Source organism: Pantoea sp. PNT03, from assembly GCF_014852515.1.
Lineage (GTDB): Bacteria > Pseudomonadota > Gammaproteobacteria > Enterobacterales > Enterobacteriaceae > Pantoea > Pantoea leporis.
The window spans coordinates 125,635-149,452 of the sequence record NZ_JACVBT010000003.1; the positions used below are offsets into that span (position 1 = coordinate 125,635).

Here is a 23,818-nt window from a genome sequence, read left to right on the forward strand (position 1 = left end):
TGGCCGATTAATTTACTTCGCGACGCGCGCCACTTCATTTGCAACCCGCTCGGTTGCATCGGGAATCGCGACCTGACGGGCTTTTTCTGCCATCGCCAACAATGTGGCGCGATCCCAGTGACGCAGCGTGTCCGCTACCACAGCCGCGGTGAACTGCGGCTGCTCGAAAATTTTGGCTGCGCCCGCTTTTTCCAGCGGCAACGCATTCCAGTACTGCTGACGATCTTTGTGCTGAAACGGTACGAAAATTGCCGGTAAACCTGCGGCCGCCACTTCACTTACCGTCAATGCGCCCGAACGGCACACTACGACATCGGCCCAGGCGTAAGCTTCGGCCATGTCATCGATAAACTCGGTGACTTTGTGCTGCGGTTGACCCGCTGCGCGGTAAGCCTGCTGCACGGTTTCCAGTCCGCCTTTACCGGTTTGATGCCAAACCGTAATGGCTTCGCCCAACGCTGCGGCCACTTGCGGCACGGTCTGGTTAAGGATGCGCGCGCCCTGGCTGCCGCCAACCACCAGCACGCGAATCGGGCCGAAACGTGCGCTCAGTCGCTCTGCCGGTAACGGCAGCGCTAACACGTCGGTACGCACCGGATTGCCAACCACTTCAGCATTTGGAAACGCTCCCGGAAACGCCTGCATCACTTTGGTGGCGATCTTCGCCAGCCACTTGTTGGTCAGTCCGGCAATGCCGTTCTGCTCATGCAGCACCACCGGAATACCGCAGCTCCACGCCGCTAAACCGCCAGGACCCGAAACGTAGCCACCCATTCCCAGCACCACATCCGGCTGCCAGCTCTTCATGATGCGACGCGCCTGGCGCCATGCATTGAAGATGCGTACCGGTGCCAGCAACTGCGCTTTTACACCTTTACCGCGTAAACCGCTGATGCGGATAAAATCAATTTCAATGCCGTGTTTCGGCACCAAATCCGCTTCCATTCGGTCAGCGGTTCCCAGCCAGCGCACCTGCCAGCCTTGTTCCATCAGGTGATGGGCAACGGCCAGACCGGGGAACACATGTCCGCCAGTGCCGCCTGCCATGACCATCAACCGTTTGCCACTCATCGTGCACCTCGGGTAAACGCCTGCGCTTTTGCCAGACGCGTTTCATAATCTATGCGCAATAAAAACACGATGGCGGTCGACATGATGATCAGACTCGAACCACCGTAACTGATCAGCGGCAGCGTCAGACCTTTCGTCGGCAGCATGCCAGCAGCTGCACCCACGTTAACCAGCGCCTGGAAGCTAAACCACACGCCAATTGAGCAAGCGAGGAAGCCTGAGAAGCGCTGATCGATCTCCAGAGCACGGCGACCAATCGACATCGCGCGAAAAGCGACGAAGAATACCATCAACAGCGCTAAAACCACACCGACATAACCCAACTCTTCACCGATGATGGAGAAGATGAAGTCGGTATGTGCTTCCGGCAGATATTCCAGTTTCTGCACCGAGTTGCCTAAGCCCTGCCCCCAGAACTCACCGCGCCCAAACGCCATCAACGATTGCGTCAGCTGGTAGCCGCTGCCGAAGGGATCTTCCCACGGGTTCCAGAAGGAGGTCACACGGCGCATACGGTACGGTTCGGCAATGATCAGCAGCACCACGGCGAAAATGCCGGAGCCGATGATCGCCAGGAACTGCCACATTTTCGCCCCGGCGAGGAACAGCATCGCCAGCGTGGTAACAAACAGCACAACGACGGTACCGAGATCCGGCTGCGCCAGCAGCAGCACGGCCAGCACCACCATCACGCCCATCGGCTTACAGAAGCCCCAGAAGTTGTTACGCACCTCTTCGACTTTGCGCACCAGATAGCTGGCGAGATAGCAGAACAGCGTCAACTTCGAAAGCTCGGCCGGCTGAATACGCAGCGGGCCAAGGGCAATCCAGCGCGATGCACCGTTCACCGAGCTACCGACGACCAATACGATCAGCAGCATCACCACGGACACCATCAGCATCACGTTGCTGTAGCGCTGCCAGAAATCCATCGGGATGCGCAAGGTCACCAGCGCCATACCAAACGCCAAAGCGATATAGAATGCATCACGCTTGGCAAAGTAGAACGGATCTTCATTCAGACGTTGACCGACCGGCATCGACGCCGACGTCACCATCACAAAACCAATCAGCGCCAGCCCAAAGGTCAGCCACAGCAACGTGCGATCGTACAGCACCACCGGCGCATCATCACTGTCGCGCGCGCCCATCACCCATTCACGCAGGCGCAACGACAGATAGTTGGCGATACCGGCTCCAGGAATGCGCATCAGCTCAACTCCCTTGCCAGTTGCGCGAACTGATCGCCGCGCTGTTCAAAATTACGGAACTGGTCAAGGCTGGCGCAGGCCGGTGATAACAGCACCATATCGCCGGCTTTGACCTGGGCGGCAATCTGCGTCATCGCCTGCTGCATGGTTTCAGTGCGCGTGGCGATCTCCGGACGCAATGCCGCTAACGCATCACCATCTCGACCAAAACAGAACAGCTTCACGTTGTCGCCCTGCAGATAGCGCGCCAGCGGGCTGAAATCAGCCGACTTGCCGTCGCCGCCCAGCAGCAGCCACAAGGTACCTTTCACCTGCAAGCCATTCAGCGCCGCTTCGGTGCTGCCAACATTGGTGGCTTTGGAATCGTTAATCCAGCGCACACCGTGGGCTTCATGCACCAATTGGAAGCGATGCGCCAGGCCGGTAAAGGTGGTTAACGCTTTCAGGCTGGAAGCGCGTGGAATATTCACCGCGTCGGCCAATGCTAGCGCTGCCAGCGCGTTGGTATAATTGTGTTGGCCCACCAGCGTCATCTCATCGGTGTTCAGGACTTTCTCGCCCTTCGCCCGCAGCCAGGTGCTGCCCTGCTGCTGATTAAGATGATAATCGCCGAGGTTGATGCCGAAGCTTACGCAGCGCTGATCAACACCGCGCACCGGCATGGTCATGCCATCGTCAGCATTCACCACGCAGACGCTGGCGTTTTCGTAAATGCGCAGCTTGGCGGCACGATACTGCTGCATGCCGAGCGGATAGCGATCCATGTGATCCTCGGTGAGATTGAGGATCGTCGCCGCCGCCGCTTTCAGGCTATGCGTGGTTTCCAGCTGGAAGCTGGAGAGTTCGAGTACATAAAGCTGTGCTGGCGATTTCAACAGCGTCAGCGCCGGCAAACCGATGTTACCGCCCACGCCTACCTGCCAACCTGCTGCGCGCGCCATTTCACCCACCAGCGTCGTGACAGTGCTTTTGCCGTTCGAACCGGTGATTGCCACAATCGGTGCCTGCGCTTCACGGCAGAACAGCTCAATATCGCCGATGATTTCAATCCCGGCATCGGCTGCTTCGCTCAATGCAGGATGCGCCAGCGCGATCCCGGGGCTGGCGATAATCAGATCGGAGGCCAGCAGCCAATCACTATTAATACCGCCAACATAGCGCTCCACCGTAGCTGGCAGTTTGTCCAGCCCCGGCGGCGAGACACGGGTATCCATCACGCGTGGCGTTACGCCTTGCGCGAGGAAGAAATCAACACAGGAGAGGCCAGTAATGCCTAATCCAATGATGACGACTTTTCTGCCCCGATAGTCAGCCATGATTAACGTACCTTCAGCGTTGCCAGGCCAATCAGCACCAGCATCAGCGAAATAATCCAGAAGCGCACAATGACGCGCGGCTCCGGCCAGCCTTTCAATTCATAGTGATGGTGAATCGGCGCCATGCGGAAAATACGTTGACCGCGCAGCTTGAACGATCCCACCTGCAGAATCACCGACAGCGTTTCAACCACAAATACGCCGCCCATGATTAACAGCAAAAATTCCTGGCGCAGCAGCACGGCGATGGTGCCGAGCGCACCACCCAGCGCCAATGAGCCGACATCGCCCATGAACACTTGCGCTGGATAGGTGTTGAACCACAAAAATCCGAGTCCGGCTCCGACAATCGCGGTGCAGACAATCACTAATTCGCCCGCGTGCCGTAAATAAGGAATGTGCAGATATTCGGCAAATTTAACGTTACCGGTCGCCCACGCCACCAGCGCAAAGCCTGCTGCCACGAACACCGTTGGCATAATGGCTAAGCCATCAAGACCATCCGTTAAGTTAACCGCGTTGCCGGTACCGACAATCACGAAGTAGGCCAGCACCACATAGAACAGGCCCAGCTGCGGCATCACGTCTTTAAAGAACGGCACCACCAGCTGCGTTGCTGGCGTATCTTTACCGGCGATAAACAGCGCGAACGCAACCGCCAGCGAAATTACTGACATCCAGAAATATTTCCAGCGCGCGATCAGGCCTTTGGTGTCTTTGCGCACCACCTTACGATAGTCATCCACAAAGCCGATGATGCCAAAACCGACCAGCACCACCAGTACGCACCAGACGTATGGATTAGACGGATAGGCCCACATCAGCACCGAAATGGTGATTGAGGTGAGGATCATCACGCCGCCCATGGTTGGCGTGCCGCGTTTGCTGAAGTGTGACTCTGGACCGTCGTTACGCACCACCTGACCGATCTGCAGCTTCTGCAGCCAGGCAATCAGGCGCGGGCCCATCCACAGAGAAATGAACAAGGCGGTCAGCAGGCTGACAATGGCGCGAAACGTCAGATACGAGAAGACGTTAAAGCCGGAATAAAATGCGACCAGATGTTCGGCCAGCCAGACTAGCATGTTCCTTTCTCCTGTAAGCTCTGTACTACCTGCTCCATGGCGGCACTACGTGAACCTTTAACCAAAATAGTGATGTCCTGATGTTCGGACAGCAATGTGCGTAAACGTTCAGTTAGCGCGGTTTTTGTGGCGAAATGCTCGCCTTTACCGCTGTTTTCGCCAATCAGCTGGCTCAGAGTCCCAATGCTCAGCACGCGATCGACACCGGCCGCTTTGGCCGCATCGCCGACCTGGCGATGACACAGTTCGGCTTCATCACCCAATTCAGCCATATCGCCCACTACCATCACGCGGTAGCCCGGCATATCGCCTAGCACCTGTGCGGCGGCAGTCATAGAACCGACATTGGCGTTGTAACTGTCATCCAGCAGCAGTTGATTGACCGCCAGGCGAATCGGGAACAGTCGACCAGGAACAGCCTGCAAGGTTTTAAGGCCAGTTTGAATCGCCGACAGCGGCGCATCTACTGACAATGCCAACGCTGCAGCGGCTAACGCATTCGAGATGTTATGACGGCCCGGCAGCGGCAGCTCCACGGCGATATCACCGCGTGGCGTATGCAGCGTGAACAGCGTGGCATCGGCTCGCAGCACGATTTCGCTGGCGCGGAACTCTGCATCAGCCATCGGCTGCGGCGAGAAGCGCCACAAGGTTTTATCTGCAAACTGTGATTTCCAGTTGGCCAGATCGTTGCTGTCAGCGTTGACGATCGCGGTGCCGTGTACCGGCAAGCCGCCAAAAATTTCGCCTTTGGCTTTCGCCACACCCGCCAGCGAGCCAAAGCCTTCCAGATGGGCAGCAGCAAGGTTATTCACCAGCGCAGTTTCCGGACGCACCAGATCGGTGGTGTAAGCAATTTCACCCTGATGGTTGGCACCTAACTCGATCACCGCGTAAGCATGCTCTTTGGTGAGACGCAGCAGCGTCATCGGTACACCGAAGTCGTTGTTCAGGTTGCCGGCCGTGTAAAGCGTTTCGCCACACTGACGCAAAATCGCGGCGGTCATCTCTTTGACCGAGGTTTTGCCGGATGAACCGGTCAGCGCAACCACGCGAGCGTTCGCCTGTTGGCGTACCCACGCGGCGAGTTGCCCAAAAGCAATCCGCGTATCAGCCACAACCACCTGCGGTACAGAAACCGGCAGCAGCTTACTGACCAGCAGCGCCTGCGCGCCGTTAGCAATGGCATCGTTAGCGAAGTCGTGAGCATCAAAACGTTCACCCACCAGCGCCACAAACAGGCTGCCGGCGGTGACTTTGCGGGTATCGGTGGTGACATCGGCAAGGGTTAAATCCGCGCCATGCAGTTGACCGCTGCTGATTTCGGCCAGCGTATTGAGAGAAACGGGAATCATGCCATCACCCCCAACAAACGGGCGACGGTGTCGCGATCGGAGTAATCCAAACGGCGGTTGCCAATGATTTGATAATCTTCGTGGCCTTTTCCGGCCACCAACACGATGTCATCGGCGCCAGCTTGCATCACGGCGTTGGTGACCGCCTGCGCACGACCGGAAACCACGCGTGCGCGGCCCGGATCGAGCAAGCCGGTGAGAATGTCATTCACAATCGCCATCGGCTCTTCGCTGCGCGGATTATCGTCGGTGATCACGACGATGTCGGAGAATTGCTCAGCAATTGCGCCCATCAGCGGACGTTTGCCTTTGTCACGATCGCCACCGCAGCCAAACACGCACCACAGCTGGCCTTTACAGTGCAGACGCGCCGCTTCCAGCGCTTTTTCCAGCGCATCCGGCGTGTGAGCGTAATCGACAACCACCGTAGGTTTGTCTGGCGCAGTGAATACTTCCATGCGACCACATACTGGCTGCAGCTGCGGTGCAGTGGCAACCAGCGCATCAAGCGGGTAATCCAGCGCCAGCAGCGTACCCAGCGCCAGCAACAGGTTGCTCACGTTGAAAGCGCCCATCAGGCGGCTATCAAACTCGCCGTTGCCCCAGCTGGAGCTGAACTGAATATGCGCACCGCCGTCGTGATAATCCACCGCCGTGGCTTTCAGCCAGCGGCCATGACAGCCCGATTGCAGATTGTCTTCCATGGTGACCGCTACCGCATCCGGCAATTTCGCCAGCCAGCGACGGCCCACTTCATCATCAGCATTGATGATGGCTTCAGCGACCTGATGCTCAGAGAACAGTAACCATTTAGCGGATTCATAACTCTGCATATCACCGTGATAATCGAGGTGATCGCGGCTCAGGTTAGTAAATACCGCGGCCGCAAACGGCAAGGCGGCAACGCGATGCTGCACCAGGCCGTGTGAGGAGACTTCCATTGCCGTCAGGGTTGCGCCCTGCCCGACTAAATCATTCAGCACATGCTGCACATCCACCGCAGAACCGGTGGTGTTTTCGGTTGCCACCAGTTGACCGTAAAGGCCATTGCCTACCGTGCCCATCACTGCGCCGGTTTCACCGAGCAGATTGGCCCACTGCGCCATCAGTTGCGTGGTGGTGGTTTTGCCGTTAGTGCCAGTAACACCAATCAATTTCAGTTTGCTTGCAGGCTGCTGATAAAAGCGTCCGGCCAGTGCAGAGAGACGCTGCTGCAACTGCGCCAGATAGATAACCGGGACGCCATGCATCTCGCGGATATCTCCATCGCTGGCTTCGCCTTCGGCTTCGGCAATCACTGCTGCTACGCCTTGTGCAATAGCCTGCGGAATAAAACGACGTCCATCAGCATGATGACCCGCCACGGCGATAAACAGATCGCCAGAAGCCGCCGCGCGGCTATCTAGTGTCATGTCACGGAGTGGACGCGCCGGCGCACCCGGCACCCACGGGGCCAGTAAGTCGCGCAGGTTACGATCTGTCACTTGATTCCTCACTTCTATTCTTCACCAACTCGTTCTTATCAACTGTTGGCAGCGCATCAGGTTCGATATTCATGGTACGCAATACGCCGCCCATGATGGCGCCAAACACCGGTGCTGAAACCGCACCACCATAATATTTACCGGCCTGGGGATCGTTGATCACCACCACCAGCGCAAAACGAGGACGGCTGGCAGGCGCAACGCCTGCGGTATAAGCAATGTATTTGTTGACGTAACGTCCATCCGGTCCAACTTTCTTGGCGGTACCGGTTTTGATGGCAATGCGATAGCCCTTGATGGCGGCTTTAACCCCACCACCGCCAGGCAACGCAACGCTTTCCATCATGTGCATCACCGTTTTCACCAGGTCTTCCTGGAAAACGCGTTCACCCGCCACTGGCGGGTCAACTTTGGTGATCGACAGCGGGCGATTGATGCCGTAGCTGCCAATGGTTGCGTAGACTCGCGCTAACTGTAACGGCGTTACCATTAGCCCGTAGCCGAAAGAGAAGGTGGCCCTCTCTATGTCAGACCACCGTTGTTTTTGAGGGTATAAGCCACTACTTTCCCCGACCAGCCCCAAATTGGTCGGTTTACCCAGTCCAAAGCGCGCGTAAGTATCTACAAGTGCTGAGGAGGGCATCGCTAACGCCAAACGTGAAACCCCGACGTTACTCGACTTCTGTAAAACCCCGGTAAGGGTCAATTCGTTGTAGCGCGCCACGTCTTTGATCTCATGACCATTGACGCGGTACGGCACGGTATTCAGTACGCTGTTCTCTTTCACCACACCGCGCTGCAAAGCCGTCATCACCACCATCGGTTTCACGGTGGAACCTGGCTCGAAGATGTCGGTAATAGCGCGGTTACGCATCACGTCTTTCGGCGTGTTGCTGAGATTATTCGGGTTGTAAGCGGGGCTGTTCGCCATCGCCAGCACTTCGCCGGTGTTTACATCCACCAGCACCGCGGTGCCTGATTCGGCTTTGTTGAACGCCACGGCATTATTCAGTTCGCGGTACACCAGCGCCTGCAGACGTTCATCAATGCTCAGCGTCAGGTTGTGCGCGGCGCGGCTATCTACCGAGGAGATATCTTCAATGACGCGGCCGTTGCGGTCTTTACGCACCGTACGTTCACCCGGTGCGCCGGTCAGCCATTTGTCGAAGCTTTTTTCGATGCCTTCAATGCCCTGGCCATCAATGTTGGTAAAACCAATCAGGTGCGCAGTCACCTGGCCCGCCGGATAGTAGCGGCGCGACTCTTCACGCAGATAGATGCCCGGCAGCTTAAGCTTTTTCACATACTCGCCAATCGCTGGATTCACCTGACGCGCCAGATAGACAAAGCGCCCTTTCGGGTTGGCATTGATACGTGCAGCAAGTTGATCGAGCGGGATCGATAAGGCATCCGACAGCGCTTTCCAGCGACTATCCAGCGAGACGCCGCCGTGTTCGGTCAGCTCTTTCGGATCGGCCCAGATCGCATTCACCGGCACGCTCACCGCCAACGGACGACCGGCACGATCGCTAATCATACCGCGCGCGGTTGGCACCGATTGCACGCGCAGCGAACGCAAATCGCCCTCTTTCACCAGCTTGTCAGGGTTGATCACCTGCAGCCACGCTACGCGCGACAGCAGTCCGCCCAGCGCCAGTAAAATGCACCCGCACAGTAACGCAAAGCGCCAGCTTACAAAGCTGGCCTTATCTTCTTGTTTTTTTAACTTCAGCGTTTTGCCTGCGCCACTCATTGAGTTCTGCGATTCCTTATTTCTGCACCACAATATTTTCCTGCGAAGGATCTACATGCTGCATTTGCAGTTTATCGGTTGCTATCCGCTCTACACGGCTGTGATCGCCCAGTGCGTTCTCTTCAAGAATCAGGTTGCGCCATTCGATATCGAGCGCATCACGCTCCAGCACCAGCTGTTCACGCTGCGCCGTTAACAGGCGCGTCTTATGCGTGGTGGTCACGACCATTACCGAGGACACCAACACCGCGATCAACAGCAACAGCGGGATCTTGCCAAATCGCAGCAAGTCCCCACCAATGACACCGGGTAAGCTGTGGCGCTCGTTGCCAATCATGAGGCCGTTCGCTCCGCGATACGCAACACCGAACTGCGCGCACGTGGGTTTTCGTTCACTTCGGCTTCGCCAGGAATCAATTTGCCCAGCGTTTTCAGCTCACGGCCGCCTAAGGCTTTAAGCTGCGACTCCGTCATCGGAATGCCTGCTGGCACCTGAGGACCGCGGCTCTGATCGCGCATAAAACGCTTCACTAAGCGATCTTCCAGTGAGTGGAAGCTGATGATCGACAACCTGCCGCCTGGCGCGAGAACCGACAAGGCCCCTTTCAGCGCGGTATCGATCTCTTCCAGCTCACTGTTGATCCAGATACGAATCGCCTGGAAAGTACGCGTTGCCGGGTGCTTAAATTTGTCTTTGACGGGCATTGCGGCGGCAATCACCGTCGCCAGCTCTTTGGTGCGTGTCATCGGCTGGTCGCGGTTACGCTCTACGATGGCGCGCGCAATCCGTTTACCGAAACGCTCTTCACCGTAGGTCTTGATCACGAAAGCGATATCCGCCTCCTCTGCGCTCATCAGCCATTCGGCGGCCGATTGCCCGCGTGTTGGATCCATACGCATATCCAGTGGCCCATCACGCATAAAGGAGAAGCCACGTTCAGCATCATCCAGTTGCGGAGAAGAGACGCCCAGATCGAGGAGAACGCCATCGATCTTGCCGGTCAATCCACGCTCTTCGACGTATTCCGCCAAAGCCGAAAACGGCCCGTGGACGATCGAGAAGCGCGGATCGTTTATCTCAGCGGCTGCGGCTATCGCTTGCGGATCGCGATCAATCGCTATCAGTTGCCCTTTCTCACCAAGCTGCGAAAGGATTAAGCGCGAGTGACCGCCGCGACCAAAAGTGCCATCAATATAAATGCCGTCTTCCCTGATATTGAGGCCGTTTACCGCCTCATCCAGCAGCACTGTGGTGTGTTTGAAATTTTCCTGCATAGCTATAGCGACAAGTCCTGCAACCGCTCAGATAAAGGCTCCTGAGCCGACTGTTCTGTGTCAATATCATCCTTAACTTGTTGATACCAGGTCTGTTCATCCCACAGCTCAAACTTATTGAACTGTCCAACCAGCATCACTTCTTTGGTCAGGCCGGCATGTTGACGTAACGTGTTCGCCAACAACAAACGACCCGCATTATCCATCTGGCATTCACTGGCATGTCCCAACAGCAGTCGCTGTACGCGACGCTCGGCAGGATTCATGCTGGATAAGCGAGACAGCTTTTTCTCAATGATTTCCCATTCGGGCAGGGTATAAAGCAGCAGGCATGGCTGGTGGAGGTCAATGGTGCATACCATTTGCCCCTGAGACTCTGCGACAAGCAATTCACGATAGCGCGTTGGTACTGCTAATCGTCCTTTGCTGTCGAGATTGACCAACGTTGCTCCACGGAACATGCCAGCCTTACCCCTCAATCACCCGTTTTCACCACTTTATCCCACTTTTTACCACGAAACGAGTTTACGGAGCCGATGAAATCCTTGTCAAGCCGCAACGGCAAGTGAATATCACTATTTACATCGGGTGAAATTAATCAATGAGGGAATTAATCGACATGGATTCGCAAAATAAAAAATTAACCTGATGAATAATTGAATAAAAATTTCCGCACGAGGATAAATGGCGAAAAATAAAGCGCTTCGGCGCAAAAGTATAATTGCCCCGCAATCTGCGACAGCGGCGGCATTTTAGGGGATTTCTGAAAGGAAGCCCAGCATCATCGCGCCAGCTCTGCCACGCCTCACTGATGAACATGTAAACAATTAAGAAAAGTCAGTAAGGTTAAATTGTTAGCTGGAGTGGCGATTATTTACGCTTATTTACGCCGTAAGGTTCTCAGAAAATATCTACAGGATTAATAAATGCTGGGCAGCGAACTGCCCAGCATTTCATTTAGAGCGGCGACTTAATTGTCCGCGGCGGAATAAATTGCGACGAATACGGGTTAAACCCGGCTTGGGTTTACGTGGTTCATCTAGCGAGGCTAACACCAGTTCCAGCACGCGCTCAGCCACGTCGCGATGACGTTGCCCCACCGCCAGCACCGGGCACTCGAGGAAATCCAGCAATTCATGGTCGCCAAAGGTGGCGATCGCTAAATCCGTCGGCAGGCGACCATCACGCTTCAGCGTAATGTCCATTACGCCCTGCAGTAGCCCAAACGACGTAGTGAAAAGTGCCTCCGGCATCGGATGATCTTCGAGGTACTTCTCAAATAGCGCGGCAGCGGCGGCCCGATCGAAACTGTTGCAGTAGATGTAATCAATTGGCCGCTCATCATCTTTCCACGCATCGCGGAAACCTAACTCACGCAGGAAGCTGACCGACAACTCAGGCAGCGCGCCGAGGAACAGCACATTTTTCACCGGTAGCTGACGCAATTCAGCCGCCAGCGCCTGCGCATCATCCTGATCGGCACCCACTACGCTGGTAAAGTGTTCACGATCCAGCGCACGGTCCAGCGCGATAATCGGTAACGGATCGTTGATCCAACGCTGATAGAACGGATGCTCTGGTGGCAGTGAGGTTGAAACAATGATGGCATCAACCTGGCGCTGCAACAGATGCTCGATGCAGCGCATTTCGTTGTCTGGCTGATCTTCTGAGCAGGCAATCAGCAGCTGATAGCCGCGCTGACGCGCCTGACGCTCCAGATAATTCGCAATGCGCGTGTAACTGGTGTTTTCCAGATCGGGGATCACGAGGCCAATCGAACGTGTGCGCCCGGCGCGCAGCCCAGCCGCGACGGCATTGGGGTGATAGTTGTGTTCACGCACCACCGCCATCACTTTTTCGACGGTTTTTTCGCTGACACGATACTGCCGCGCTTTGCCATTAATTACATAGCTGGCCGTGGTGCGCGACACGCCTGCCAGGCGCGCAATTTCATCCAGTTTCACGGTGACACCTTAATTCTGATAAGCCAGCGCTGACGAAAATATCCGCAGAGTAGCTATGGGTAAAACATTTGTAACATCTAACCGCAGAACACTACGCCGAGCAACCGCTTTTCTCTCGCATCCTGGTTAAGCGCATAAAATAAAAAAACCCGGCATTTCGCCGGGTTAGAATCAGATGAAATCGTTACTTTGGGTGATTAACGCATCACGCGATCGCCGCGCGACACACCCACAATTCCTGAGCGCGCCACTTCGACAATTTCTGCCACGTCACGCACGGTGTTGAGAAACGCATCGAGTTTATCGCTGGTGCCTGCCAGCTGAACCGTGTAAAGCGTTGGCGTGACATCGATAATCTGCCCACGGAAAATTTCCGCGCTACGCTTCACTTCTTCACGGCCGTAACCGCTGGCCTGGATTTTCACCAGCATGATCTCACGCTCAACGTAAGCGCCCTGACCCAGCTCGCTGACACGTAACACGTCCACCAGCTTGTGCAGCTGCTTCTCAATCTGCTCCAGCACTTTCGCATCGCCGACCGTTTGAATGGTCATGCGTGACAAGGTGGGATCATCGGTCGGTGCCACAGTCAGGCTTTCGATGTTATAGCCACGTTGAGAGAACAGCCCCACTACGCGGGACAATGCGCCGGATTCGTTTTCCAGCAGAACCGATAAAATACGACGCATAATTAAGTCCTCTCCGTTTTGCTCAGCCACATCTCATCCATCGAACCACCACGAATTTGCATCGGGTAAACGTGCTCGCTGCCGTCAATGTTTACATCGACAAACACCAGACGGCCTTTCGCCAGCGTATCCAGTGCCAGCTGCAGCTTCTCTTCCAGCTCCGCCGGATGCGCAATGGAAATGCCCACATGCCCATACGCTTCGGCCAGACGCACGAAGTCAGGCAGCGATTGCATGTAGGACTGCGAGTGGCGGCCCGAGTAAATCATGTCCTGCCACTGCTTAACCATGCCGAGGAAGCCGTTGTTGAGGTTCAATACCAGCACCGGTAAATCGTACTGCAACGCGGTCGACAGCTCCTGAATGTTCATCTGGATACTGCCATCGCCGGTCACGCAGATAACCGTCTCATCCGGCAGCGCCATCTTCACGCCTAACGCTGCAGGCAAGCCGAAGCCCATGGTGCCTAAGCCGCCGGAGTTGATCCAGCGACGCGGCTTGTCGAACTGGTAGTAAAGTGCGGCAAACATCTGATGCTGACCAACGTCAGACGTCACGTAAGCTTCGCCTTTGGTCAAACGACAGATGGTCTCGATGACTGCCTGCGGTTTGATTTTGTCGCTGGTACGATCGAATTCCAGGCACTTGCGACCGCGCCAGCCTTCAATGGTCTGCCACCAGTCGCGCAGGCTATCAAGTTCCTGCTTCGCATCGCTTTGCGCCAGCAGCTCTAACATCTGTGCCAGCGTCTGCTTCGCATCGCCAACGATTGGAATGTCGGCGCTGACCGTTTTGGAGATCGACGTCGGATCGACATCGATATGCATGATGGTGGCGTTCGGGCAGTACTTCGCCAGATTGTTGGTGGTGCGGTCGTCGAAGCGCACGCCAATACCGAAAATCAGATCGGCATTGTGCATGGTCATGTTGGCTTCGTAAGTGCCGTGCATCCCCAGCATGCCGACGCACTGACGATGTGTGCCAGGGAACACGCCCAAGCCCATCAGCGAGGTCGTTACCGGAATATTCAGTTGCTCTGCTAGCTGCAGCAGCTCGGCTTCGCAGCCCGACATAATCGCGCCGCCGCCGGCGTAAATCACCGGCTTGTGTGCTGCCAGTAACGTTTGCAGCGCGCGCTTGATCTGTCCTTTATGGCCCTGAATGGTCGGATTGTATGAGCGCATGCTCACCGTTTCCGGCCAGACGTACGGCAGCTTGTTGGCGGGATTCAGGATATCTTTTGGCAGATCGATCACCACCGGTCCCGGCCGACCGCTTGCTGCCAGCCAGAAGGCCTTTTTCAACACGGTTGGGATCTCTTCGGCGTTTTTCACCAGGAAGCTGTGCTTCACCACCGGGCGGGAGATGCCGACCATGTCGCACTCCTGGAACGCATCGTAACCAATCAGTGACGAAGGCACCTGACCCGACAGAATTACCATCGGGATCGAATCCATATAGGCGGTTGCAATACCGGTAATCGCGTTGGTGGCGCCCGGACCGGAAGTCACTAGCACCACGCCCACTTCACCGGTCGCACGCGCAAGGCCATCGGCCATATGCACCGCGCCTTGTTCATGACGGACCAATACGTGGTCAATACCACCGACCGTTTGCAGCGCATCGTAAATATCGAGCACCGCTCCGCCCGGATAACCGAATACCTGCTTAACGCCCTGATCGATTAACGAACGGACGACCATTTCGGCTCCTGACAACATCTCCATTTTCTGCCTCCAGGCTTGAGGGACTGAATCCACTGACGTTCGCGTTTCCCGCACGCCACTGATATCCGGCCCCCGATCGCCAATTAAGATCAAAACCTTATGTTTATGCTCAGAAGGCGGCGTTCTGTCCACCTTCCAGGTACAGGGAATCTACTTGAGTTAATTATATGAGAGTAGGTCGATTACCATAACCGCAGACAACCCGCCCTGCAAACGCCAGGACGCCACGTCGCGCCCGATCCGGCAATAAAGGCACTGATGCGTGATTATTGCCTGCGAGGATTAAACTAATGCTTCGTCATAACCACAGAGGAAAATGCTGGTTTATAGATTATTTGCAGCGTGTTCTAAGAAATATGATTTTCATATTGCCTGACCACTCAGTCCACAATCTTTTGTGATAATTACTTTCTGGCGTGATTATCTATAAAACGGCCTGATCACATCATATTCTTCTTAACAACAAGCCTAATCTTGTTTTATCAGCAATGCGCATTATCAACTTAAGATGTTAATTATCAAATATTTAAAATAAATTCTATTTTCTAAACGATTTTTTTAAGTGGATGGATTCACTTATTCTGTTGCTAATTAATGTCATTGCTCTGCGCAGCCGAAAAATCACAGCACATCGCCCTTATGACTTCATGGAAATACCCTTGCACTTAAGGTTGACTTCACACGTCAATTCCAGTACCAATATGTGCAGCACTCAATTTACGAGGTTTGACTCATGTTTCATTCTTTCCGCCTACTCGGTCTACTACTAAACGCATCCAGTTTGCGCGGTAGACTCGTGGGCGGAATCAACAACTGATTCGAACCTGCAGAAGTTTAAGAAACCCGCGCCAATGCGCGGGTTTTTTTATGCTCGTAGCACCGGCAAAGTTAATGCATAAGGAAGATTACGATGAGCCAGCAAGTTATTATTTTCGATACCACTCTGCGTGATGGCGAACAGGCTTTACAGGCCAGCCTGAGTGTTAAAGAAAAACTGCAAATCGCTCTGGCGTTGGAACGTATGGGCGTGGATGTAATGGAAGTGGGCTTCCCCGTTTCCTCTCCAGGCGATTTTGAATCCGTACAAACCATCGCTCGTACCATTAAAAACAGCCGCGTCTGCGGACTGGCACGCTGCGTTGAGAAGGACATTGACGCCGCATACGAATCACTGCGTGTGGCTGAAGCGTTCCGTATTCACACCTTCATCGCGACTTCGCCGATGCACATCGCCACCAAATTGCGAAGCACATTGCCAGAAGTGATTGAACGCGCAGTGCACATGATCAAACGCGCCCGCAACTACACCGACGACGTTGAGTTTTCCTGTGAAGATGGCGGGCGTACGCCAATCGACGATTTGTGCCGCATGGTTGAAGCCGCGATCAATGCCGGTGCAACCACCATCAACATTCCGGACACCGTCGGCTACACCTTGCCAGGCGAATACGCCAACATCATTGGCCAACTGGTGGCACGCGTTCCAAATATCGATAAAGCCATCTTGTCGGTTCACACCCACGACGATTTGGGTATGGCGACCGGCAACGCCATCGCTGCGGTATTGGCCGGTGCGCGTCAGGTTGAAGGTACGCTGAACGGTTTAGGCGAACGCGCCGGTAACTGTGCGCTGGAAGAAGTGATTATGGCGATCAAAACCCGCCAGCAGATCATGAACGTCCACACCAACATCAATCATCAGGAAATCTACCGCACCAGCCAAACCGTGAGCCAAATCTGCAACATGCCGATTCCAGCCAACAAAGCGGTGGTCGGTTCTAACGCCTTCGCCCACTCTTCCGGTATTCACCAGGACGGCGTGCTGAAGAATCGCGAAAACTACGAAATTCTGACGCCAGAATCTATCGGCCTGCACAAAATCCAGCTGAACCTGACTTCCCGTTCTGGCCGCGCTGCGGTGAAACACCGCATGGAAGAGATGGGTTACAAAGAGTCCGATTACAACCTCGACACGTTGTACGACGCCTTCCTGAAGCTGGCCGACAAGAAAGGTCAGGTGTTCGATTACGACCTGGAAGCGTTGGCCTTTATCAACAAGCAGAACGAAGAGCCAGAATATTTCGAGCTCAACGAATTCAACGTGCAGACCGGCTCCAGCGTAACCGCAACGGCCTCCGTGCAGTTGGGCTGCGGTGAAGAGACCAAAGCCGACGCCGCAACCGGTAACGGTCCGGTTGATGCGGTCTATCAGGCAATCAACCGCATCACCGGCTTTGAAGCTGAGCTGATTAACTACAAGCTGACGGCGAAAGGCCACGGCGAGAACGCGCTGGGTCAGGTCGATATCGTGGTCAACTACAACGGTCGTAAATTCCACGGCGTTGGCCTGGCGACCGATATCGTCGAATCATCGGCGAAAGCGATGGTGAACGCGTTGAACAATATTTGGCGTGCTAAGCAGGTGGAAAAAGAACTGCAGCGTAAATTTAAAGATCAGAAGGAAACGGTGTAACTATGTCTAAGTCTTCTCATATCGCGGTATTGCCAGGCGACGGAATTGGTCCGGAAGTGATGGCGCAGGCCATGAAAGTTCTCGATGCAATTCGTACGCGTTTCGACATGCGTATCACCACCAGCGAATATGATGTTGGCGGTATCGCCATCGATCGTCATGGTGAACCGCTGCCACCGGCTACCGTTGCTGGCGCAGAGCAGGCAGATGCAATTCTGTTTGGCTCCGTAGGTGGCCCGAAATGGGAACATCTGCCACCTGCGCAGCAACCCGAGCGCGGTGCGCTGTTGCCGCTGCGTAAGCACTTCAAGCTGTTCAGCAACCTGCGCCCTGCTGCGCTGTATAAAGGCCTGGAAGCGTTCTGCCCGCTGCGTAGCGATATCGCCGGACGCGGTTTCGACATCCTGTGCGTGCGTGAACTGACCGGCGGCATCTACTTCGGTCAGCCGAAAGGCCGCGAAGGCAGCGGCCCGCACGAGCGCGCTTTCGATACTGAGGTTTATCATCGTTTCGAAATCGAGCGCATCGCGCGTATCGCGTTTGAATCCGCGCGTAAGCGCCGCAACATCGTCACCTCAATTGACAAAGCCAACGTTTTGCAGACTTCCGTCATGTGGCGCGAAATTGTGAACGAAGTGGCAAAAGATTATCCGGATGTGCAGTTGAGCCACATGTACATCGATAACGCCACCATGCAGCTGATTAAAGATCCATCACAGTTTGACGTGCTGCTGTGTTCTAACCTGTTTGGCGACATCCTGTCAGACGAATGCGCGATGATTACCGGTTCGATGGGCTTGCTGCCTTCCGCCAGCCTGAATGAAGAAGGTTTTGGCCTGTTTGAGCCAGCGGGCGGTTCCGCACCGGATATCGCCGGTCAGAACATCGCTAACCCGATTGCGCAGATTCTGTCGCTGTCACTGCTGTTGCGTTACAGCCTGAATGCGGATGAAGCCGCCGCAAGCATTGAACGCGCCGTGAGCCGTGCGCTGGAAGCGGGTTATCGCACCCGTGATTTGGCCGGTGACGGCAAAGCCGTGAGCACAGATGAGATGGGCAGCATCATTGCCGGTTTCATCGCCGAGGAAAAATAATAAAATGAAAAGCTTATATCAGAAGTTATTTGATGCACATGTCGTTAACGAAACCCCGAACGAAACGCCGTTACTCTATATTGATCGCCATCTGATCCATGAAGTGACGTCGCCGCAGGCCTTTGATGGTCTGCGTGCGCACGGGCGCAAAGTGCGTCAGCCATCGAAAACCTTCGCCACCATGGATCACAACGTTTCGACGCAGACCAAAGACATCAATGCGTCTGGCGAGATGGCGCGTATCCAGATGCAAGAGCTGATGAAAAACTGTGCTGAGTTCGGCATTCAGCTGTATGACCTGAATCACCCATTCCAGGGCATCGTGCACGTCATTGGGCCAGAGCAAGGTATGACGTTGCCGGGCATGACCATCGTCTGCGGTGATTCCCACACCGCCACGCACGGCGCGTTTGGTTCGCTGGCATTCGGTATCGGTACTTCCGAAGTTGAGCACGTGTTTGCCACGCAAACCCTGAAACAGGGCCGCGCGAAGACCATGAAGATTGAAGTGCTGGGCGAAGCGGCGCCAGGCATTACCGCCAAAGACATTGTGTTGGCCATTATCGGTAAAACCGGCAGCGCTGGCGGTACCGGTCACGTTGTCGAATTCTGTGGCCCAGCGATCGAAGCGCTGAGCATGGAAGGCCGCATGACGCTGTGTAATATGGCGATTGAAATGGGCGCCAAAGCGGGCCTGGTCGCGCCAGACGACACCACTTTCAATTATTTGAAAGACAAGCAGTTCTCGCCGAAGGGCGAGCAGTGGGAACAAGCGGTCGCTTACTGGCGCACGCTGAAGTCTGACAGCGATGCCAAATTCGACAGCATCGTCACGCTGCACGCGGAAGATATCGCTCCGCAAGTGACCTGGGGCACCAATCCAGGCCAGGTAATGGCGGTAGATCAGGCGATCCCGAATCCACAATCCTTTGCCGATCCGGTTGAGCGCGCCTCAGCAGAGAAAGCGCTGGCTTACATGGATCTGCAGCCCGGCATCAAACTGACTGACGTGGCGATCGATAAAGTGTTTATCGGTTCCTGCACCAACTCACGTATTGAAGATTTGCGCGCCGCTGCTGCGATTGCCAAAGGCCGTAAAGTGGCGCCGGGCGTGGTGGCGATGGTGGTGCCAGGTTCGGGTCCGGTAAAAGCACAAGCCGAAGCCGAAGGTCTGGACAAAATCTTCCTCGAAGCCGGTTTTGAATGGCGTTTACCGGGTTGCTCCATGTGTCTGGCCATGAACAACGACCGCCTCAATCCAGGCGAACGTTGCGCATCAACCAGCAACCGTAACTTTGAAGGCCGTCAGGGCCGCGGTGGACGTACTCACCTGGTGAGCCCGGCAATGGCTGCTGCGGCTGCCGTAACCGGTCGCTTTGCCGACATTCGTGAATTGACTCAGGGAGCGTAAGCCATGGCGAACAAATTTACTCAACATACCGGCATTGTGGCGCCATTGGATGCGGCCAACGTCGATACTGATGCCATTATTCCAAAGCAGTTCCTGCAGAAAGTGACGCGCACCGGTTTTGGCGCGCATCTGTTCCACGACTGGCGTTTTGAAGATGATGCGGGCACCGTGCCAACCGCCAGCTTTGTCCTGAACAAACCGGAGTTCAAAGGCACCAGCATTTTGCTGGCGCGTGAGAACTTTGGCTGTGGTTCATCGCGTGAGCACGCGCCGTGGGCGCTGACCGACTTCGGCTTCCATGTGGTGATTGCGCCAAGCTTCGCCGACATTTTCTACGGCAACAGCTTTAACAACCAGCTGCTGCCGGTGAAGCTGAGCGATGAAGAAGTGGATGAGATGTTCAAACTGGTTGCCGCGCAGCCGGGCATTACCTTCACCGTGGATCTGGAAGCGCAAACTGTAACCGCAGGCGATAAGACTTATAGCTTCGAAATCGACAGCTTCCGCCGTCACTGCATGATCAACGGCCTCGACAGCATTGGCCTGACGCTGCAACACGAAGCGTCTATCTCCAGCTACGAGACCAATCAGCCCGCGTTCTTACGCTGAGGCAACAAGGGCGACATCCTGTCGCCCTTCTCTTTGCTATCTATCAACCACATCCCGCACGCGCGACGCCAATCCCAACGCCAGCACCGCCAGCCCCAACGCCAGCCAGTAAACCGACTCATGACCAAAGCGTTCACTCATGGTGCCCTGAATGATGCCAGCGATAATCATGCCGGTGGAGATTGAGGTGGTGAACAGCGTCGTCGCCGCACCTGCGCGGCCCGGCATTAAATCCTGGAACCACAACATGCCAATTCCGGCGATGATGCCAACAAACGCGGCATTAAACAGTTGCAGCACCATCAACGCTGTCCGCGACTGGAACATCACCAATCCGAGATAAAACACAATCGCCGCCACCAGCGCCAGCAACATCAGGTTGCGTTTGCCGGTGCGCCGCGCGTAATGCCCGGCCAGCAGCATAATAGGAATCTCCAGCCCGGCGGCGGTGCCCATCAGCAAGCCCGCCAGCTTCTCCGGCAGGCCAAGCGTGGTACTGATATACAGCGGCATATCAATGATATACATGGTGTTGCATGCCCACATGGTGACCGAGGCGATAAACAGTAACCGCACCTGACTGTCCTTCCACGGGCTCAGCTGCGTCAGCACCTCTTCAGGCGAGACCACCACGCGCGGCACCGAGGGCAAGGTGCGCCAGATCAGCAGCATGCTTAGCAGGAAAATCCCCGCCGCCACGCAAAACAGCGTCACAAAACCGTAATTAAGCGCCAGCGCAAACGACAGCGGTGGCCCGATCACCCACGCCAGCGACAGCTGCGCACGCATCACCGAGCTGAACATCACCACTTCACGCGCCGAATGATCGGCATATTCACGCGCGAGGGCGAACACCTGCGGAATCGACACGCTGGCCAGCGCCGACAAAAACACGCCCAGCGTCACCAGCGTTAAATAGTGGCGATTGAAGGCAAACAGCAGCGCATTCAGCGTGGCCATCAGGCAGCAAAACAGAATCAGGTTGCGGCGATCGCCCTGATTATCGGAGCGTTTCGCCATCAGCAGGCTGACCACAATCCCCGCGATCGCATTGATGGTAAAGAACAAGCCGACCCAGAACGGACTTACCTGTACTTCGCGCGTCAGAAACAGGCTCAGCGTCGGCGCCTGTAGTGCACCGGCCACGCCGGTCATAAACGACACCGCCATAAACGAGAGGTAGACCGGATTGATGCGACGTTGACGCGTTAACAGCGATTTCATGCAGAAATCCCTTTGCGAATAAAAAAGGTAGAGAAATGAGGGTAGAAGATTCTACAGTAAAACGAAAAAAGCCAGCAGATAAAGCGCTGCTGGCGGTGAAAATGCACCCTACTCAGAAAGGGGGTTCCACGTCGGCGGAACCGCTGGCAGAGCGCCATTCATTACTGAATGCCTCCCGCTCTTCCATTGCCGGGCAGTATGCCTCTAATATGAGGCAGGAAAAACTGAGCGATTCTGACAAGGAGTTCCCCTTTTATGTCCTCTTCACGTCTGCAGCAGCAATTTATCCGCCTATGGCAAAGCTGTCAGGGGCAGGATCAGGAAACCACGCTCAGCGAGCTGGCCGATCTGCTGCACTGCTCACGTCGCCATATGCGTAACCTGCTCAACGCCATGCAAAGCCAAGGCTGGCTGATTTGGCAGGCAGAAGCGGGACGTGGCAAGCGCTCAATGCTGAGTTTTTGCTACACCGGCTTGGCGCTCCAGCAGCAGCGCGCCGAGGATCTGCTGGAACAAGATCGTATCGAACAGTTAGTGCAGCTGGTGGGCGATAAAAACCAGGTGCGCCAGATGATTGCGGCACATTTAGGCCGCAGCTTCCGCCAGGGTAAACACATCCTGCGCGTGCTCTATTATCGCCCGCTGCCCAATTTGCTGCCCGGTTCGCCGCTGCGCCGCTCGGAAACCCATCTGGCACGACAAATTTTCAACGGCCTGATGCGCATAAATGAGGAAAAGGGGGAAATCGAACCCGATATCGCCCATCACTGGCAGCAAACCTCGCCGCTGCAGTGGCGTTTCTTCCTGCGCCCGGCGATTCGTTTTCATCATGGCCGTGAACTGGAAATGGCGGATGTGATTGCTTCGCTGGAGCGCGTGCGCAGCCAGCCGCTGTTTTCTCACATCAGTAAACTGGATTCGCCCGCGCCCTGGACGCTGGATATCCATCTGAGCCAGCCGGACGATTGGTTGCCGTGGCTGCTGGCCAGCGTCAGCGCGATGATCCTGCCGCGCGAATGGCCAACGCTGCGCCAGTTTGCCCGCCAGCCGCTTGGCACCGGTCCGTACAGCGTGGTGCGCAATCAGCAAACGCAGCTGAAAATCGCCGCCTTTGATGATTACTTTGGCTATCGCGCGCTGATTGACGATGTGTCGATTTGGGTGCTGCCGGAGATCAGCGACGAGCTGGTGTATGCCGGGGTTAAATTGCAGGGCGAAACCGCCGATGAAAAATCGGAAGAGAGTCGTCTGGAAGAAGGCTGCTACTTCCTGCTGTACGATCAGCGCTCCGAGTTGGGTCGCGATGCCCATTTCCGCCGCTGGGTAAGCTATCTGTTTAATCCCATCGCCTTACTGAATCATGCTGGCGTCGGCTATCAGCGTTACTGGTTCCCAGCTTATGGCTTGCTGCCGCGCTGGCACCATCGCCGCGATCTCACCTCCGCCGATAAACCGGCAGGCTTAACTCAGCTGACGCTGAGCTGGTACAGCCATCACGTTGAGCATGAAGGTATTGCTAACGCGCTGCGACCGCTGCTGGCGCAGCAAGGTGTTGAGCTAATTACTCGTGTCGTGAGCTACGAAGCGTGGTTCGAGGGCGAAGGTGAAAGTGATATCTGGCTTGGCAGCGTCAACTTTACCCTGCCGCTGGAGTACGCGCTGTTCGCGCAACTGTTCGAGTTGCCGTTGATGCATCACTGCATTCCGATTGACTGGCAAGCCGATGCCGCGCGCTGGCGGCAGAAAGCGTTACCGCTGGCGGAATGGAGCAAACAGCTGATCGACCGCGACTATCTGCATCCGCTGTTCCATCACTGGCTGCTACTGGAAGGGCAACGCAGTATGCGCGGCGTGCGGCTGAATACGCTCGGCTGGTTTGACTTCAAATCAGCCTGGTTTGCACCACCGGAGCTGTGATCCTTTCGCGCTGTCATATAAATGTCTAGAATGAGCCGTTCTCAACGGGGTGCCTTGATATCAGGGCTGAGAGAAACCCGTCGAACCTGATCCGGCTAATACCGGCGTAGGGATTTGAGATGCCTCACGCCTCAGATCCTTTGCGACTCAACATCTCTTC

20 protein-coding genes and 1 riboswitch are annotated in these 23,818 nt (G+C 55.5%); of the genes, 6 read left to right on the forward strand and 14 right to left on the reverse strand.

What is annotated here, in order from left to right; translation table 11 throughout:
* Positions 1-12: 12 nt before the first annotated feature.
* The 13 genes from murG to ilvI all read right to left on the reverse strand — a co-directional run bounded on the left by murG (position 13) and on the right by ilvI (position 14,930).
* On the reverse strand, positions 13-1,071 hold the full coding sequence (gene murG, locus IB226_RS12355) for an undecaprenyldiphospho-muramoylpentapeptide beta-N-acetylglucosaminyltransferase (RefSeq protein ID WP_192235725.1): 1,059 nt from the start codon (positions 1,069-1,071) through the stop codon (positions 13-15).
* Positions 1,068-2,282 carry a cell division protein FtsW gene (gene ftsW, locus IB226_RS12360; RefSeq protein WP_101762115.1) on the reverse strand — a complete coding sequence of 405 codons (1,215 nt, stop codon included), beginning with the start codon at positions 2,280-2,282 and terminating at the stop codon, positions 1,068-1,070. Before ftsW ends, murG begins: the two co-directional genes overlap by 4 nt.
* Positions 2,282-3,598: a UDP-N-acetylmuramoyl-L-alanine--D-glutamate ligase gene (gene murD, locus IB226_RS12365; RefSeq protein ID WP_192235727.1), complete on the reverse strand. Its 1,317-nt coding sequence runs from the start codon at positions 3,596-3,598 to the stop codon at positions 2,282-2,284. Before murD ends, ftsW begins: the two co-directional genes overlap by 1 nt.
* A gap of 2 nt (positions 3,599-3,600) precedes the next feature.
* Positions 3,601-4,683, reverse strand: a complete 1,083-nt coding sequence (gene mraY / locus IB226_RS12370) for a phospho-N-acetylmuramoyl-pentapeptide-transferase (protein WP_007888613.1) — start codon at positions 4,681-4,683, stop codon at positions 3,601-3,603.
* A complete protein-coding gene (murF, locus tag IB226_RS12375) occupies positions 4,677-6,038 on the reverse strand; it encodes a UDP-N-acetylmuramoyl-tripeptide--D-alanyl-D-alanine ligase (RefSeq protein ID WP_192235729.1) in 1,362 nt (453 codons plus the stop codon). Before murF ends, mraY begins: the two co-directional genes overlap by 7 nt.
* The gene (gene murE / locus IB226_RS12380) at positions 6,035-7,522 is read right to left on the reverse strand and encodes a UDP-N-acetylmuramoyl-L-alanyl-D-glutamate--2,6-diaminopimelate ligase (RefSeq protein ID WP_137385152.1); all 1,488 of its coding nucleotides are present in this window, start codon (positions 7,520-7,522) and stop codon (positions 6,035-6,037) included. Before murE ends, murF begins: the two co-directional genes overlap by 4 nt.
* Positions 7,509-9,275 carry a peptidoglycan glycosyltransferase FtsI gene (locus IB226_RS12385; protein WP_008108616.1) on the reverse strand — a complete coding sequence of 589 codons (1,767 nt, stop codon included), beginning with the start codon at positions 9,273-9,275 and terminating at the stop codon, positions 7,509-7,511. The genes murE and IB226_RS12385 overlap by 14 nt, the downstream gene beginning before the upstream one ends.
* 16 nt (positions 9,276-9,291) lie before the next feature.
* The gene (gene ftsL / locus IB226_RS12390; RefSeq protein ID WP_101762119.1) at positions 9,292-9,612 is read right to left on the reverse strand and encodes a cell division protein FtsL; all 321 of its coding nucleotides are present in this window, start codon (positions 9,610-9,612) and stop codon (positions 9,292-9,294) included.
* The gene (gene rsmH, locus IB226_RS12395) at positions 9,609-10,550 is read right to left on the reverse strand and encodes a 16S rRNA (cytosine(1402)-N(4))-methyltransferase RsmH (RefSeq protein WP_101762120.1); all 942 of its coding nucleotides are present in this window, start codon (positions 10,548-10,550) and stop codon (positions 9,609-9,611) included. The genes ftsL and rsmH overlap by 4 nt, the downstream gene beginning before the upstream one ends.
* A 2-nt stretch (positions 10,551-10,552) precedes the next feature.
* On the reverse strand, positions 10,553-11,011 hold the full coding sequence (gene mraZ / locus IB226_RS12400) for a division/cell wall cluster transcriptional repressor MraZ (RefSeq protein ID WP_007885013.1): 459 nt from the start codon (positions 11,009-11,011) through the stop codon (positions 10,553-10,555).
* 492 nt (positions 11,012-11,503) lie between these two features.
* Entirely contained in the window at positions 11,504-12,514 is a 1,011-nt protein-coding gene (gene cra / locus IB226_RS12405; RefSeq protein ID WP_101762121.1) for a catabolite repressor/activator, read from the reverse strand.
* Between the two features lie 197 nt (positions 12,515-12,711).
* On the reverse strand, positions 12,712-13,203 hold the full coding sequence (gene ilvN / locus IB226_RS12410) for an acetolactate synthase small subunit (RefSeq protein WP_007885011.1): 492 nt from the start codon (positions 13,201-13,203) through the stop codon (positions 12,712-12,714).
* Positions 13,204-13,205: 2 nt separating this feature from the next.
* Positions 13,206-14,930 carry an acetolactate synthase 3 large subunit gene (gene ilvI, locus IB226_RS12415; RefSeq protein WP_137385150.1) on the reverse strand — a complete coding sequence of 575 codons (1,725 nt, stop codon included), beginning with the start codon at positions 14,928-14,930 and terminating at the stop codon, positions 13,206-13,208.
* A 733-nt stretch (positions 14,931-15,663) separates the two neighbouring features.
* On the opposite strand from ilvI, the gene leuL reads away from it, so the two are divergent.
* The 5 genes from leuL to leuD all read left to right on the forward strand — a co-directional run bounded on the left by leuL (position 15,664) and on the right by leuD (position 20,517).
* Positions 15,664-15,747: a leu operon leader peptide gene (gene leuL / locus IB226_RS23420; RefSeq protein WP_099686952.1), complete on the forward strand. Its 84-nt coding sequence runs from the start codon at positions 15,664-15,666 to the stop codon at positions 15,745-15,747.
* 93 nt (positions 15,748-15,840) lie between these two features.
* Positions 15,841-17,403: a 2-isopropylmalate synthase gene (leuA, locus tag IB226_RS12425; protein WP_101762123.1), complete on the forward strand. Its 1,563-nt coding sequence runs from the start codon at positions 15,841-15,843 to the stop codon at positions 17,401-17,403.
* A gap of 2 nt (positions 17,404-17,405) precedes the next feature.
* Positions 17,406-18,497: a 3-isopropylmalate dehydrogenase gene (leuB, locus tag IB226_RS12430; RefSeq protein ID WP_101762124.1), complete on the forward strand. Its 1,092-nt coding sequence runs from the start codon at positions 17,406-17,408 to the stop codon at positions 18,495-18,497.
* A gap of 4 nt (positions 18,498-18,501) precedes the next feature.
* A complete protein-coding gene (gene leuC, locus IB226_RS12435) occupies positions 18,502-19,908 on the forward strand; it encodes a 3-isopropylmalate dehydratase large subunit (RefSeq protein WP_101762125.1) in 1,407 nt (468 codons plus the stop codon).
* A 3-nt stretch (positions 19,909-19,911) separates the two neighbouring features.
* Complete coding sequence (leuD, locus tag IB226_RS12440; RefSeq protein ID WP_101762126.1) at positions 19,912-20,517, forward strand: 3-isopropylmalate dehydratase small subunit; 606 nt, start codon at positions 19,912-19,914, stop codon at positions 20,515-20,517.
* A 36-nt stretch (positions 20,518-20,553) separates the two neighbouring features.
* On the opposite strand, the gene IB226_RS12445 is transcribed toward leuD, so the two are convergent.
* Entirely contained in the window at positions 20,554-21,741 is a 1,188-nt protein-coding gene (locus tag IB226_RS12445) for an MFS transporter (protein WP_192235731.1), read from the reverse strand.
* A gap of 255 nt (positions 21,742-21,996) precedes the next feature.
* On the opposite strand from IB226_RS12445, the gene sgrR reads away from it, so the two are divergent.
* A complete protein-coding gene (sgrR, locus tag IB226_RS12450) occupies positions 21,997-23,658 on the forward strand; it encodes an HTH-type transcriptional regulator SgrR (protein WP_192235733.1) in 1,662 nt (553 codons plus the stop codon).
* Between the two features lie 35 nt (positions 23,659-23,693).
* Positions 23,694-23,789: riboswitch (TPP riboswitch) on the forward strand.
* The last annotated feature ends 29 nt before the right edge of the window (positions 23,790-23,818 follow it).

Coding starts and splice junctions, on each gene's coding strand:
- murG (WP_192235725.1), bottom strand. CDS start 1,071: ATGAGTGGCAAACGGTTGATGGTCATGGCAGGCGGCACTGGCGGACAT.
- ftsW (WP_101762115.1), bottom strand. CDS start 2,282: ATGCGCATTCCTGGAGCCGGTATCGCCAACTATCTGTCGTTGCGCCTG.
- murD (WP_192235727.1), bottom strand. CDS start 3,598: ATGGCTGACTATCGGGGCAGAAAAGTCGTCATCATTGGATTAGGCATT.
- mraY (WP_007888613.1), bottom strand. CDS start 4,683: ATGCTAGTCTGGCTGGCCGAACATCTGGTCGCATTTTATTCCGGCTTT.
- murF (WP_192235729.1), bottom strand. CDS start 6,038: ATGATTCCCGTTTCTCTCAATACGCTGGCCGAAATCAGCAGCGGTCAA.
- IB226_RS12385 (WP_008108616.1), bottom strand. CDS start 9,275: ATGAGTGGCGCAGGCAAAACGCTGAAGTTAAAAAAACAAGAAGATAAG.
- ftsL (WP_101762119.1), bottom strand. CDS start 9,612: ATGATTGGCAACGAGCGCCACAGCTTACCCGGTGTCATTGGTGGGGAC.
- rsmH (WP_101762120.1), bottom strand. CDS start 10,550: ATGCAGGAAAATTTCAAACACACCACAGTGCTGCTGGATGAGGCGGTA.
- mraZ (WP_007885013.1), bottom strand. CDS start 11,011: ATGTTCCGTGGAGCAACGTTGGTCAATCTCGACAGCAAAGGACGATTA.
- ilvN (WP_007885011.1), bottom strand. CDS start 13,203: ATGCGTCGTATTTTATCGGTTCTGCTGGAAAACGAATCCGGCGCATTG.
- ilvI (WP_137385150.1), bottom strand. CDS start 14,930: ATGGAGATGTTGTCAGGAGCCGAAATGGTCGTCCGTTCGTTAATCGAT.
- leuL (WP_099686952.1), top strand. CDS start 15,664: ATGTTTCATTCTTTCCGCCTACTCGGTCTACTACTAAACGCATCCAGT.
- leuA (WP_101762123.1), top strand. CDS start 15,841: ATGAGCCAGCAAGTTATTATTTTCGATACCACTCTGCGTGATGGCGAA.
- leuB (WP_101762124.1), top strand. CDS start 17,406: ATGTCTAAGTCTTCTCATATCGCGGTATTGCCAGGCGACGGAATTGGT.
- leuC (WP_101762125.1), top strand. CDS start 18,502: ATGAAAAGCTTATATCAGAAGTTATTTGATGCACATGTCGTTAACGAA.
- leuD (WP_101762126.1), top strand. CDS start 19,912: ATGGCGAACAAATTTACTCAACATACCGGCATTGTGGCGCCATTGGAT.
- IB226_RS12445 (WP_192235731.1), bottom strand. CDS start 21,741: ATGAAATCGCTGTTAACGCGTCAACGTCGCATCAATCCGGTCTACCTC.
- sgrR (WP_192235733.1), top strand. CDS start 21,997: ATGTCCTCTTCACGTCTGCAGCAGCAATTTATCCGCCTATGGCAAAGC.